Below are 13,852 nucleotides of genomic sequence, written 5' to 3' on the forward strand. Positions count from 1 at the left end.
CGGGGAGCGTCCTGCTGCGCGGCAGGTCACGCGCGACGGAGTGCGTCGGCGGTGCGACGGTGGCACCGGCGACGAGGCCGTGGCGGCGCCGGACGGCGACGGGCCCGGCGGCCGCGAGGGCTGCCGGGCCCGAGGGCGACGGGGACGGGACGACCGCGGCGGCCGCGGTCAGGGCTGCGACGACCGCGGCTCGGCCGCCGGCACGGCACGCCGGCTCCCGCGGGCGAGGGCGCCGCCGATGCCGGCCAGGCCCAGGTCCACGAGCGTCATGAGGACGCGGCTCAGGAGCGCCACCAGCAGCAGCTCCGCGTGCGGCATCGCCGCACCCATCACCGCGAGCAGGACGCCCTCGCGGGCGCCGGCGCCGGCGGGCACGAGGATGATGAGGAAGCCGACCACCCACGCGAGGGCGTAGCCGCCCACGGCGAGCGCGAACGTGCGCGGCGTCGCGTCGAGGCCGAGGCCGGTGGCCAGGACCCAGACCTGGGCACCGGCGAAGAGCCACCCGATCACCGACCACAGCGCGGTGGCGCCGAGCCCGCGCCACGACAGGGGCTTCTCGAGCGGCTCGCGGCGCGCGAGGCGGAACGCGAGGCCGATGACCCGGGTCAGCACCGGCGGCAGCAGCAGCACCGCGAGCAGGACGGCGGCCGCCACGGCCGCCCACGTCCAGCCGCCCAGGGTCCCGGACGAGACGAACGGCAGGCAGACGGTGCCGACGACGGCGCCGGAGACGACGGAGACGAGCACCGCGACGGCCATGGCCGCCAGCGAGCGGCGCCGCGGGATGCGGTGGGTGGCGCCGAGCTCGGCCGCGGCCACGACGTTCCACACGCCGCCCGGGACGTACTTGCCGATCTGGCTGACGCCGAACACCGCCACGGCGGCCCGGCCGGGCAGCGGCGACCCGAGGTCGGCGAGGACCGCCCGCCACGCCACGAGGGTGCACAGCACGTAGGCGACGGTCAGGACCGCGGAGCCCGCCAGCGTGGCGACGGAGAGCCGGCCCGCGGCGTCCACGAGGTCGTCCCACGTGGACCACACGGCGTAGACGGCCAGGCCGACCGCCACGGCGAGGAACAGCCACTTGACGGCCGGCTTGCGGACCAGGCCGAGCAGCCGCTTGACGAGGTTCATCGGGCGCTCACCGAGCCGTCATCGCCGCGACGAGCGGCTCGACGACGGCGTGCGGCCGCACGGCGGCGCGGCCGGCCAGCGCCCGCGCCCGGGCTTCGGCCAGCCGCTCGGGCCGCGCGAGGTCGCCGAGGCGGGCGGCGAGCGCGTCCGCGTCGGCCGGCGGGACCAGCTCGAGTGCCTCGCCGAGGGTGCGGCGCTGCGGCGCGGTGTCCGAGGTGACGACGACGCAGCCGGCCGCGAGCCCCTGGTAGACCTTGTTCGGCACGACGCGGCGGCCCTTCGGGGTGTCCGAGAAGATGCCGAGGCACACGTCGTGCGACGCGACGAGCGCCGGTAGCTCCTCCGGCCCGACCCAGTCGTGCCACGTCACGGCGGCGGCGCCGTCGAGGCGCGCGCGCACGGCGGCGTGGTCCTGACCGCTGCCCACCATCGTGAGCTCGAGCGGGACCCCCGCCGCCAGCGCCCGCGCGGCGGCCTCGCCGATCACGGGCGCGCCCTGCAGCGGGGTGTACAGGCCGAAGAACACGACCCGCAGCGGGTCGCCGTCGCGCCGGGCGCGCTGCGCGGCGTCCGCCGCCGCGAACCACTCGTCGCTCGCGCCGACGCGCACGACGACGCCCTTGCCCGGCGCGGCGAGCATGGCGCGGTGCTCCTCGGTGTCCGTGACCACGACGTCGGCGCAGGCCGTCGCCACGCGGTCCAGGAGCGTCAGGAGCCGCACGCGCAGGCCCGTGGCGCCGCGGTCGCTGGCGGTGTCGCCCGCGAAGATCAGGTGGTCGAGCACCACGCGCGAGCGCGGGAACAGCAGCCGCGCGAGGACGACGTCGAAGTGGCCCATGTAGCCGACGAGGACCGCCTCCGGCCGCCCGGAGCGCCGGCGCAGGCGCGCCGCGTCGCCCACGAGCCCCGCCCAGCACGCGAGCAGGCGCAGCACCAGCAGCGGCAGGCGCCACGGCTGCTGCAGCATCCGCACCCGCTCGGCGGTCGAGAAGCCGAGAGGCCGGTTGAGCTCGACGACCTCGTACCCGTGCTCGCGCAGGCCCGCGACCAGCACGGCGACGCGCGGGTGCTTGCGGGCGTCGTACGTGCCGAACGCCGCGATCATCGAGCGGGCCGCGCCTCGTCCGCCGCGGGCAGGCCGCCGGCCGACGGCGCACCGTCCCCGCCCAGCGCGCCGGGCAGCAGGGTGTCCAGCGCCGGCGGCACCGCGCGGGTGGTCGGGCGGTGCGCCTCGAGGGCCGCGCGGAGGTCGCCCGTGCCGTAGACGGTGCCGTACTGGATCTCCTTGAGCCGCTCGAGCGTCTCCTCGAGCAGCACGCGGTTCGTCTTCTGCAGGTCCGCGATCACCAGCAGGGCGAAGCACAGCAGCGAGGCGACCAGCATCGCGGTGCCGAAGATCAGCGACTGGATGTGCCCGCCGGCGCTGCCGGCGAACCACAGCACGAGGAAGCGCACGAACGGCACGAGCGCGGCCACGAGGAAGATCAGGCCCAGCGTCACGAACACCGTGTGCGGCTTGAACATGATGTAGGACCGCGAGATCGCCTGGCCCGACTTGCCCATGTGCTGCCAGATGTTCTTGAACAGCCGGGACTCGCGGGTCTTCGGGTTCGTGGTGACCGGCACGCTCGCGATGCGCAGGCGCTTGTTGCCGGCCTGGATGATCGTCTCCATGCAGTAGCTGAACTGCGTGACGACGTTCAGGTGCATGAGCGAGGCGCGCGAGTAGGCGCGGAAGCCGCTGGCGGCGTCCGGCAGGTCGGTGCCGGCGGCGAAGTTCACGACCTCGGAGCCGACCTTCTGCATGACCTTCTTGAACGGCGAGAAGTGCTCGATGGTCGCGGTCTGGCGGTCGCCGATCGCGATGTCGGCCTCGCCGCGCAGCAGCGGCTGCACGAGGTCGGCGATCCGCTCCTGCGGGTACTGGTTGTCGCCGTCCGTGTTGACGACGATGTCCGCACCCTGCTTGAGCGCGTAGTCGACGCCGTCGCGGAACGAGCGCGCCAGGCCCATGTTGCGGGTGTGGCGCACGAAGTGCTTCACACCGAGGTTGCGGGCGACCTCGACGGTGCGGTCGGTCGAGCCGTCGTCGACGATGAGGATCTCGATCTCGTCGATGCCCGGGATCTCGCGGGGGATGGTCGCGAGGACGAGGGGAAGGGTCTCCTCCTCGTTGAGGCACGGGATCTGCACGAAGAGCTTCATGACGGCTTTCTGTCGGCTGGTGGGGAGGGCCTGACCGGCGAACAGTCTAGCGACTGGCCGCCCTGCCCGGCCGGGAGGGCCCCCTGCGGAGCATCGCTCCTGGTCGGACGGGCGGCCGTCCGCGTCACTGCCCCTGGGCGGCGTACTTCGCCTCGACGGCGGCCTTGGCGGGGCGCCACCAGGCCTCGTTCGCCCGGTACCACTCGACCGTCGCCTCCAGGCCGGAGCGGAAGTCGGTGTACCGCGGCGCCCAGCCGAGCTCGTCGCGCAGCTTCGTGGCGTCGATGGCGTAGCGCAGGTCGTGGCCAGGGCGGTCGCCCACGTGCTCGAAGTCGCCCGGGTCCCGGCCGAAGATCTCCAGCAGCGTCTGCACGACCTCGAGGTTGTTCTTCTCGCCGTCGGCGCCGATGAGGTACGTCTCGCCGATGCGGCCCTTCTCGACGATCGCCCACACCGCGGTGTTGTGGTCCTCGACGTGGATCCAGTCCCGAACGTTGAGCCCGGCGCCGTACAGCTTGGGCCGGATCCCGTCGATCAGGTTGGTGATCTGGCGCGGGATGAACTTCTCCACGTGCTGGAACGGCCCGTAGTTGTTGGAGCAGTTCGAGATCGTGGCCTGGACCCCGAACGAGCGCACCCACGCGCGCACCAGCAGGTCCGAGCCGGCCTTGGTCGAGGAGTACGGGCTGGAGGGGTTGTACGGGGTCGACGGCGTGAACTTCGCCGGGTCGTCCAGCTCCAGGTCGCCGTACACCTCGTCGGTGGAGATGTGGTGGAACCGCACGCCGTGCTTGCGCACGGCCTCCAGCAGCGTGAACGTGCCCACGAGGTTCGTCTGCACGAACGGCGACGGGTCGGCCAGCGAGTTGTCGTTGTGCGACTCGGCGGCGAAGTGCACCACCAGGTCCGACTCCCCCACCAGGCGCTCGACCAGCGCGGCGTCCGTGATCGAGCCCTCCACGAGCGTGACCCGGTCGGCCACGGCCGCCAGCGACCCGCGGTCGCCCGCGTAGGTCAGCGCGTCAAGGACCGTCACCTCGGCGTCGGGACGCTCCCGCACCGTCTGGTGGACGAAGTTGGCACCGATGAACCCGGCACCCCCGGTCACGAGGACCTTCAAAGCCGCCTCCGTGGCTCGACGTCAGGACCGCCCCAGGGTACCGCCGCGGGGTGGCGGTCCTGCCCCCGCGGCGGGTTCGTGCGGTCAGCCCGCCGGCGTCAGGGTCCCGTCGGCCAGCAGCTCGTCCTGCAGCGCGCCCGGCATGACCCACACCCACGCCTCGAAGATCTCGTAGCCCTCCAGGTGCAGGGCCCCGCTGTTCTGCAGGCGCGTCCCGCCCCAGCAGGAGACGACCACGTCGAGGTCGGGGTCGTCGTCCCAGGCGGAGTCGACGCGCTCGGTGATCACGTCGGGCAGCAGCTCGTAGCCCACGTAGTTGAGGCCGGCGCCGCGCGACAGCATGTCGCGGTTGCAGGAGAAGTCCCAGCCCACCGTGTCGACGTCGTGCTCGGCGAGGAACTGCTCGAAGCCCACGGTCGACGCCGGGTCGAGGCCCTGCCCGGCGCGGTAGGCGTCCGAGGCGCGGTCCGCGGCGAGCGTCGTGAGCGACGCGACGACCAGGGCGCCGACCACGACCACCTTGGTCCGGCGGCGCAGCAGGAAGGCGGCGACGAGGCAGGCCACGACGGCGAGGGACGCCAGGAGCCAGAACCGGTTGGCGTTCGTGAACGACGGCAGCAGCGGCGTGTCGTAGCCGGCGTCGGGCAGCGTCCACGCGAACGGCAGCACGCCGGGGACATGCACCGGGGTGATGTAGGCCCAGGTCGGCGCCATCGGCGCGACGAGGAGGACCACGGCCGCCGCGACCGCGACCGCGGCGCCGGTCGCCCACGCCCAGGCGCGGGTCCGCACGACGCCGGCGACCAGCACCGCCAGGCCCAGCGCGACGACGATCCCCGAGACCGGGTCGAGGTAGCGGGTGTAGACCCAGGCGTCGAGGCGCCGCCACCCGGCGCTCCACAGGTCCTCGGTGTTGGACCACGCGAGCGCGGAGACGAGGAAGGTGGCGACGAAGACGCCGAAGACCCAGCACGCGCGCCCGAGCCGGCCCTTGCGCACCTCGGCCCACGACCAGACGACCACCGCGACGAACCCGACCGCCACGAGGCCGAAGGAGCCGACGAGCTGGGCCCAGGTGTGGCTCAGCACGACCCGCACGAAGTTGGTCAGGTGGAAGTCCTGCATGCTGGCCAGGAACCCGTCGCTCTGCGACGGCGACGCGCCGGTGAGCAGCTCGTTGAGGTAGCCGGCGAGCCGGTCCGCGGCGAGGTACCCCGCGGCGAGCGTCGCGAGGCCGGCCAGCGCCGCGGCCCAGCGCTTGAGCAGCAGCGCGAGCAGCCAGACGGCGCTGGCGAGCACCAGCGTGATCATGCGCACGTGCGTGAGGTATGCCAGCGCCACGGCGAGCCCGAAGACGACGGCGCGCAGCACGGTCGTGCGCTCCCACAGCCGGAACGCCGCGAGCGCGGCCAGGGTCACGGCGAGGAACAGCAGGCGCTCGCTCATCAGGTAGTCGGCCTGGATGGCCCGCGCCGGCAGCGTCATGACGACGGCGGCGACCGCGACCGCCTGGGGCAGGCTCAGCCCGACACGGCGCACCACCAGCGCCAGCGGCCAGATCGTGGCGGCCCCGACGACGAGACCCACCACCGACGCTGCCCGGTACACGGTGCCCGGGTCGTCGAGGAACCACCACAGCGGCGTCAGGAGGATGCCCCACAGCGGGTAGTAGCCCGCGCTGCCGAAGTCCGGCACCGGTTCGCCGGCCAGGAGGCGGGCGAGCTGCAGCAGGTGCAGCTCGTCGAAGGGCAGCTCCGGCTCCACGGCCGTGAGGCCGACCTTGACGGTGACCGCGAGGTTCACCACCACGGCGACCGCCGCGACGACCCACCACCCGCGCCTGCGGGCGCCCTCGACGCCCTCCTGCAGGCGGGTCGTCATGTCCACCGGCAGTGCCGGGGAGCTGCTCAGCATCGGTTCCCTTCCGTCGGTGCGGCGGCGGGCGGGCCGGCGCGCCGGCCCTCGCTCTCGCCGCGGGTGTCTGCCGCGAGCGGGTCAGGCCTCGCCGCGCATCCGGCGGACGATGTCGGTCGCGGGGCCGTCCGCCACCATCGTCCCGTGCTCGAGCAGGATGCCGCGCTCGCAGAGGCGGGCGACCATGTCGAGGTCGTGGCTGACGATGACGAGCGTGCGCCCCTCCCCCTTGAGCTGCTTGATCCGGTCGAGGCACTTGCGCTGGAACGGCTCGTCGCCCACGGCCAGGATCTCGTCGACGAGGAACACCTCGGGGTCGGAGTGCACGGCCACGGCGAACGCCAGGCGCAGGAACATGCCCGAGGAGTAGAACTTCACCTCGGTGTCGATGAACCGCTCGATCTCGCTGAACGCGACGATCTCGTCGAAGCGCGAGTCGATCTGCTCCTTGGACATGCCGAGGATCGCGCCGTTGAGGTAGACGTTCTCGCGCCCGGTCAGGTCCGGGTGGAAGCCGGCGCCGACCTCGATGAGCCCCGCCACGCGCCCGCGGGTGCGGACCGACCCGGTGTCCGGCGTCAGCACGCCGGAGATGCACTTGAGCAGCGTCGACTTTCCGGAGCCGTTGAACCCCAGCAGCGCGACGGCCTCGCCCTCGGCGACGTCGAACGAGACCCCGTCCAGCGCGAGGAACGTGTCCGAGAGGTTCTTCCCGCGGATCGCGGCGACGGCCAGCTCCTTGAGGGAGCGGTTGTGCCGCAGCGTGAACCGCTTCGCGACGTCCGCGACTTCGATGTAGGTGGTAGGCACGATCACATCTCCTGGGCGAAGCGCCCCTCGAGGCGCCGGAAGACGACCTGGCCGGCGACGAGCACGACCGTCACCACCACGACGGCGACGCCGCCCACGGCCCACAGGTGGTCCGGCAGCGTCTGCATGTCGCCCGGCAGCACCTCGGGCCGACCGGCCGCGCCGTACCAGAACGCGTAGTGGAACAGCTCGACCGCGGCCGTCAGCGGGTTGGCCTGGTAGACGTACCAGAGCCACCGCGGCACCTCCTGGTACACGAGGTTCCAGTGGTACAGCACGGGCGAGACCCAGGTGGCGACCATGATGATGAGGTCGACGAAGTTCTCCGCGTCGCGGTAGAAGACGTTGACGGCGCCGAACAGCAGCCCCAGGCCCAGCGCGAACGCGGCCACGATGAGGAAGCCCAGCACGCCGGCCGCGAGCTCGGCGAGGTTGGGGCGCCAGCCGCCGACGAACGCCCCCAGGAGCAGCACGACCAGCTGCGGCAGGAAGTGCACCGCCGAGACCCACAGGGACGCCACGGGGAACAGCTCGCGCGGCAGGTAGATCTTGTTGATCAGCGGGGCGTTCTGCACCAGCGAGCGCGTGGCGTTGCCGAACCCCTCCGCGAAGAAGTTCATCACCACGATGCCCGAGAACAGGTACACCGCGTAGTCCGGCACGGTGTCCCGCAGGCCCAGGAAGATGCCCAGGGCCAGGAAGTACACGCCGAACTGGATCGCCGGCTTGACGTACGTCCATGCCATCCCGAGCACCGACCCGCGGTACCGGACCCGCAGCTCCTTGCGGACGATCAGGCTCAGCAGGTAGCGGCGGTCGAGGACGTCGAGAAGGCCGCGCCCCTGCCCCGGGATGGCGAGGGGCGCGGCCGTCGTTCCGGTCACTTGCTCTGCTTCTCCGTCCGGGCGAACGTCGCCTTCCACGCGTCCTGGCCGACGAGGTCGTCGAAGGCGCCCTTGTACCGGGCGGCCAGGGCGGGCCACTCGCGCAGCACCCGCTGGTGCAGGAGCACCGAGCGCTCGAGCTGGCGGCGGAACTCCTCGGGCTGGCGCTTGTAGAACGCGGCGCCCGAGCCGTCGGCCAGCGAGACGACCGCGGAGTCGAACCGCGACAGCAGGAACCACTGCGCGTCCATCGCGGCCACCTCGGCCTCGGGGTGCTGGCGGCTCAGGTCGCTCGTCGGGCGGATCGCCTTGAGCGCGCCGAGCGCGGCACCGACGTACTTGCCGACGCGGCCGGCGGGCAGCCGCGCCTGGTCGCCGTGCTTGGAGACCTTCTTGCGGCGCACCGGCGGGTACGCGCCCGGCGTCTTCTCGATCCGCGCGTCGTCGTACTGCGCCCGCGTGGCGCGGATGCGCGCCAGGCGGGTGTCGAGCTCGGCGTGCAGGTGCTCGGGGCCGGTCAGCAGGTCCTCGAGCGCCTGGTTGCGCAGCTCCACGACGGAGTACTGGGACGCCAGCAGGTGCTTGACGTTGTGGTAGAAGCTCTCGCGCACCAGGCGGCCGCCGTGGTCGTACGGCGAGTGCAGCAGCGCGGCCACGAACCGGTTGCGCTCGTGGTAGTACGCCTGCCAGTCGAGCGAGTCGTCCTTGTCGGTCCACGGCACGTGCCACGCGGCCACGCCGGGCAGGGACACGGTGGGCACGCCGGCCTCGCGGGCGCGCAGGCCGTACTCGGCGTCGTCCCACTTGATGAAGATGGGCAGCGACAGGCCGATCTCGCGGATCACGGAGACCGGGACCAGCTCCATCCACCAGCCGTTGTAGTCGACGTCGATCCGGCGGTGCAGCTCGGGCGCCGCGCGCAGCGCGTGCTTGTCGAGGTGGTGGCCGTCCGGCGCCTCGAGCACCGAGCCCCACCAGAAGCGCCACGGGTTGACCCGCTCGCCCATGGAGTGCAGGTGCGACCGGTCGTACATCGAGAACATGTGGCCGCCCACGATGGTGGGGCGGCGCGCGAGGTCCGCGAAGGTCACGGCGCGCAGGATGCCCTCGGGCTCGGTGCGCACGTCGTCGTCCGAGATGAGGTGGTAGGTGCTGACCCCCTCGTCGAGGGTCTCGCTCATGCCGCGCGAGAACCCGCCGGAGCCGCCGAGGTTGGCCTGGTGGATCATCCGCAGGCGCCCGTCGAGCGCCTTCTCGGCGTCGGCGAACCCGTCGGCGTCCTCCGGGTGCTGGGTGCCCTGGTCGACGATGGTGACCCGGTCGAGGATGTCGAGCAGCGCCTGGTCCGCGGCGAGCTGGCCGAGCAGCGCGACGACGTCGTCCGCCCGGTTCAGCGTGGTGACGCCCACGGTCACGGTGCCCTGCGCGCGGTCCGAGTCGGTCTCCCAGCGCGCCTCGTCGAGCGTCGCGCCCTCGCCGTTCGCCACGATGTCGAACCAGTACCAGCCGCCGTCGGCGAAGTTCGACAGCGGCAGCTGGAACGTGATCGTCGCGCCGGACGCGCCCTCGAACGCCTCGCCCTCCACGCGGTAGGTGTTGCCGCGGGCGTTGGAGCGGTAGACGAAGAAGGAGCCGCTGCCCGAGACGGTGGCCACCAGGCGCACGCTCTCCACCACCGTCCACTTGCGCCAGTAGGCGGCCGGGAAGGCGTTGAAGTAGGTGCCGAAGGACGCGCGGGTCTTGGGCTGCACCTCGAACGAGCGGCGCGACAGCACGTGCGCGACGTCCTGGTGCTCCGCGGCCACCGGCAGCGACCGGCCGGCGGGGTCGGTCAGCGTGGCCCCGACGGGGCCCTCGACGTACAGCGGCAGGATGTCCTGGTCCGGCTGCAGCGGCAGGACGACGCGCTGCAGGACGCGCACGTCGCTCGGCTGGGTCTGGGTGCTCACGCCTCGACGCCTCCGCTCTCGATGCCGGCGCCCTTCGCGAAGTGCGGGGCCAGCTTGTTGTCCACCATCGACAGCGCCGAGCCGATCGCCATGTGCATGTCGAGGTACTTGTAGGTGCCGAGGCGGCCGCCGAACAGCACGTCCGTCTCCTGGGCCGCGAGGTCGCGGTACTTCAGCAGCCGCTCGCGGTCCTCGCCCGTGTTGATCGGGTAGTACGGCTCGTCCGAGCGCTCGGCGAAGCGCGAGTACTCGCGCATGATCACCGTCTTGTCCGTCGGGTAGTCCCGCTCGGGGTGGAAGTGCCGGAACTCGTGGATGCGGGTGTACGGCACGTCGGGGTCGGCGTAGTTCATCACGGAGGTGCCCTGGAAGTCGCCCACCGGGAGGACCTCCTCCTCCAGGTCGATGGTGCGCCAGGACAGGTCGCCCTCGGCGTAGTCGAAGTACCGGTCCACCGGGCCGGTGTAGACCACGGGCACGTTGCCCACGACGTTGCCCTTGTTGACCGGCTGCGAGGCGTCGAAGAAGTCGACGCCGAGCCGCACCTCGATGTTCGGGTGGTCCGCCATCCGCTCCAGCCACGCGGTGTACCCGTCGACGGGCAGGCCCTCGTGCGTGTCGTTGAAGTAGCGGTTGTCGTACGTGTAGCGCACGGGCAGGCGGCTGATGATCGACGCCGGCAGCTCGGTCGGGTCGGTCTGCCACTGCTTGGCCGTGTAGTTGCGGATGAACGCCTCGTACAGCGGGCGGCCGATGAGGTTCACGCCCTGCTCGTCGAGGTTCGCCGGCGTCTTGCCGCCGAGCTCGGCCGCCTGCTCCTTGATCAGCTCGCGGGCGGCGTCCGGGCCGTACGCGGCACGGAAGAACTGGTTGATCGTGCCGAGGTTGATCGGCATCGGGAACACCTCGCCCTTGTGCGTGGTGTACACCCGGTGCACGTAGCTCGTGAACGCGGTGAACCGGTTGACGTACTCCCACACGCGCTCGTTGGACGTGTGGAACAGGTGCGCGCCGTACCGGTGGACCTCGATGCCGGTGGTCTCCTCGGCCTCGCTGTAGGCGTTGCCGCCGATGTGCGGGCGCCGGTCGATGACCAGGACCTTGCGCCCGTGCTCCTGGGCGATCCGCTCGGCCACGGTCAGGCCGAAGAAGCCCGACCCCACGACGACAAGATCGGCATCCACGTAGAAACTCCTCGGATGGGGGATGGCAGCGCCGGACAGCCTAACGTGCGCCGCACGGCGTCCTGCCGCCGCCGACGGGCACCCGGCGAATCATCACATTCCGTTCACCGTCGCACGTCCGGGGGCGCGCCGCCCCCGGGGCGCCGCGGACCGGGCCCCGAGCGGCCCCCCGAGCGGCCCCCCGACCGGACCCCCGAGCAGGTCAGCCCGGGTCAGGCCCGGAAGAACCGCTCGCCGCGGCCGGCGAGCAGCAGCCGCAGCCAGCGGACGAACGCGCGGGGGTCGCGGCGCTCGGCGACGAAGTACAGGCCGTAGCGGACGACCTCGAGCGGGGCGAGGCGGCGCATCCCGCGCTGGGACAGCAGGTACCCGCGGTTGCGGTAGGTGTAGTAGCTCTTCGTGGCGTCCTGCGGGTCCTGCGCCCGCCACCGGCCGCCCAGCATGGGCCGGAACTCCGACGAGCCGTCGGGGTGGCGGAACCGGGTGCGCAGCGTGGTGCCGAAGGCCAGGCCCGAGCGCACCAGGCGCCGGTGCACCTCCACCTCGTCGCCGCGCAGGAACAGGCGGTAGTCGGGCACGCCGACGACGTCGAGCGCCGACGCCCGGAACAGCGCGCCGTTGAACAGGGCCGCGATGCCGGGCACGAAGTCGGCGCCCGTCTCCCGCGCCATCTCGTCGACCGTGCGGGCCCACGTCAGCCCCCCGGTGCGCAGCGGGATGGCCAGCCGGTCCGGGTCGGACATGCTCACCACCACGGGCGAGACCTCGGCGAGGTCCCGCTCCCGCGCGACCTCCAGGAGCGTGGCGAGCGCCGCCTCGTCGCCCGGGCGGCCGTCGTCGTCGCCGAGCCACACCCAGTCCGCGCCGAGGGACAGCGCCGTGAGCATGCCGAGGGCGAAGCCGCCCGCGCCGCCGAGGTTGCGGGACGACGGGAGGTAGGTCGCCGGCACGGGGAGGTCGTCGAGCAGGTCCCCGACGCCCTGGTCCGGCCCGTTGTCGACGAGCACGAGGTGGTCGGGGCGGCGGGTCTGGGAGGCGACGACCCGCAGGGACTCGGCGAGCAGCTCGCGCCGGTGCCGGGTGACGATCACGAGGACGACCTTCTCGCCGTCGACCTGCGGGAGGTCGCCCTGCTCGCGGTCGCCACGAGCGGGCACGCCGCCGGCGGGCGCTGGGTGGATCACGCCGGTCAGCGTACCGGAGGCGTTGTGCACGATCCCTTCACACCGCGAGCCCGGACCGTCTCTCTCCTCGCGACAGCAGGCGGATACCCTCGGTCCCCGTGAGTCCCCGTCATGCAGCGCGCCCGGTGCGCACGGCACCCTCCGCGCGCACCGCGCACCGCCCCATGCACGCGCGGGCCCTGCGCCACCACCGCGTCGCGCGGGCCGTCGGCATGGTGCTGACCGCCGTGCTGGCCTTCGGCGTCGCGGGCGGTGCGACGGCGGCGCTCACCCTGACGGGCAACATCGACAGCGTCGACACCGACTCGCTGCTCGCCACGGTCGACCGTCCGGAGGCCGTCGCCCCGGACGACCCCAACGCGGGCTCGGCGCTCAACATCGTGCTCATGGGCAGCGACGATCGCAGCGGCGAGAACGGCAACCTCGGCGGCGTGACCGAGGGTGCCCGCTCGGACACCACGATGGTCATGCACATCTCCGCCGACCGCACGCGGGTCGAGCTGCTGTCGATCCCCCGCGACTCGACGGTCGACGTCCCGTCCTGCCCCACCACCGGCGGCACGACCACCAAGCCGCTGTACGGCACGAAGTTCAACGCGGCCTTCGCCCAGGGCGTCATCGGCGGCGGGGACGTGGCCTCGGGCGCGCTGTGCGCGATGACGACGATCGAGTCGCTCACCGACACGCGGATGGACGGCTTCATCGTCGTCGACTTCGCGGGCTTCCAGAAGATGATCGACGCGCTCGGCGGGGTGCAGGTCTGCATCCCGGAGGAGATCTACGCCCCGCAGGCCGACGACCTCCACCTGATGCCCGGCGCCCAGACCCTCGACGGCGAGACTGCGCTGCAGTACGCCCGGGCCCGCAAGGGCCAGGGCCTGGGCGACGGCTCGGACCTGGGCCGCATCGGGCGCCAGCAGGAGCTCATGGCGTCGCTGGCCCGCACGGTGCTCGGCAAGAACATGCTCACCGACTCCCCCGCGCTGCTGCGCTTCCTCGGCGCCGTGACCAGCTCGCTGACCATGAGCGACGACCTGGCGTCGGTGCAGGGACTCGCCGGGCTGGCGTACTCCGCCCGCAACGTCCGGCCTGACACGATCACCTTCATGACGGTCCCGAACGCGTACGACCCGGACAACGCGGCGAACGTCGTGTGGACGGACGACGCGGACCGGGTCTGGGAGAACCTGCGCCTCGACCGCCCGCTGGACTACGACCCCGACGCCCCCACCCCGGCGGCGACGGACGGCGCGACGGCGGACGGCGCGGCCACCGACGGCACGGCCACCGACGGCACGGCCACCGACGGCACCACGGTCGACGACGCTGCCGCGGACGACGCCGACGCCGCGCCCACGGGCTCCGAGACGGCGAGCCCCTCGCCCACGCCGAGCCCCACCGAGACCAAGAAGGCCGGCCGGGAGGCCTTCACCGGCGCCGACGTCACCTCCGTGTGCGGGTGATC

Annotated in this window: 11 protein-coding genes; 1 reads left to right on the forward strand and 10 read right to left on the reverse strand. The window is 72.7% G+C overall.

From position 1 onward, the window contains the following. Positions 1-168: 168 nt before the first annotated feature. From U5M74_RS14205 to U5M74_RS14250, 10 genes are all read right to left on the reverse strand, one after another. Entirely contained in the window at positions 169-1,137 is a 969-nt protein-coding gene (locus tag U5M74_RS14205) for a lysylphosphatidylglycerol synthase domain-containing protein (protein WP_410909577.1), read from the reverse strand. A 7-nt stretch (positions 1,138-1,144) separates the two neighbouring features. Further along, complete coding sequence (locus U5M74_RS14210; protein WP_410909578.1) at positions 1,145-2,242, reverse strand: glycosyltransferase; 1,098 nt, start codon at positions 2,240-2,242, stop codon at positions 1,145-1,147. Continuing rightward, positions 2,239-3,342 carry a glycosyltransferase family 2 protein gene (locus U5M74_RS14215; protein WP_410909579.1) on the reverse strand — a complete coding sequence of 368 codons (1,104 nt, stop codon included), beginning with the start codon at positions 3,340-3,342 and terminating at the stop codon, positions 2,239-2,241. The genes U5M74_RS14210 and U5M74_RS14215 overlap by 4 nt, the downstream gene beginning before the upstream one ends. 124 nt (positions 3,343-3,466) lie before the next feature. Continuing rightward, positions 3,467-4,462: a dTDP-glucose 4,6-dehydratase gene (gene rfbB, locus U5M74_RS14220; protein ID WP_410909580.1), complete on the reverse strand. Its 996-nt coding sequence runs from the start codon at positions 4,460-4,462 to the stop codon at positions 3,467-3,469. An 84-nt stretch (positions 4,463-4,546) separates the two neighbouring features. Continuing rightward, positions 4,547-6,376, reverse strand: a complete 1,830-nt coding sequence (locus U5M74_RS14225; protein WP_410909581.1) for a hypothetical protein — start codon at positions 6,374-6,376, stop codon at positions 4,547-4,549. A gap of 81 nt (positions 6,377-6,457) precedes the next feature. After that, the gene (locus U5M74_RS14230; protein ID WP_410909582.1) at positions 6,458-7,186 is read right to left on the reverse strand and encodes an ABC transporter ATP-binding protein; all 729 of its coding nucleotides are present in this window, start codon (positions 7,184-7,186) and stop codon (positions 6,458-6,460) included. Positions 7,187-7,188: 2 nt separating this feature from the next. Continuing rightward, entirely contained in the window at positions 7,189-8,070 is an 882-nt protein-coding gene (locus U5M74_RS14235) for an ABC transporter permease (RefSeq protein ID WP_410909583.1), read from the reverse strand. Further along, complete coding sequence (locus U5M74_RS14240) at positions 8,067-10,019, reverse strand: glycosyltransferase (RefSeq protein ID WP_410909584.1); 1,953 nt, start codon at positions 10,017-10,019, stop codon at positions 8,067-8,069. Before U5M74_RS14240 ends, U5M74_RS14235 begins: the two co-directional genes overlap by 4 nt. Further along, the gene (gene glf, locus U5M74_RS14245) at positions 10,016-11,203 is read right to left on the reverse strand and encodes a UDP-galactopyranose mutase (RefSeq protein WP_410909585.1); all 1,188 of its coding nucleotides are present in this window, start codon (positions 11,201-11,203) and stop codon (positions 10,016-10,018) included. The genes U5M74_RS14240 and glf overlap by 4 nt, the downstream gene beginning before the upstream one ends. A 212-nt stretch (positions 11,204-11,415) precedes the next feature. Continuing rightward, positions 11,416-12,387 carry a glycosyltransferase gene (locus U5M74_RS14250; RefSeq protein WP_410909586.1) on the reverse strand — a complete coding sequence of 324 codons (972 nt, stop codon included), beginning with the start codon at positions 12,385-12,387 and terminating at the stop codon, positions 11,416-11,418. 125 nt (positions 12,388-12,512) lie between these two features. On the opposite strand from U5M74_RS14250, the gene U5M74_RS14255 reads away from it, so the two are divergent. Further along, the gene (locus U5M74_RS14255; RefSeq protein WP_410909587.1) at positions 12,513-13,850 is read left to right on the forward strand and encodes an LCP family protein; all 1,338 of its coding nucleotides are present in this window, start codon (positions 12,513-12,515) and stop codon (positions 13,848-13,850) included. The last annotated feature ends 2 nt before the right edge of the window (positions 13,851-13,852 follow it).

The organism is Puerhibacterium sp. TATVAM-FAB25 (genome assembly GCF_046535855.1).
GTDB classification, from domain to species: Bacteria; Actinomycetota; Actinomycetes; order Actinomycetales; family Cellulomonadaceae; genus Puerhibacterium; species Puerhibacterium variabilis_A.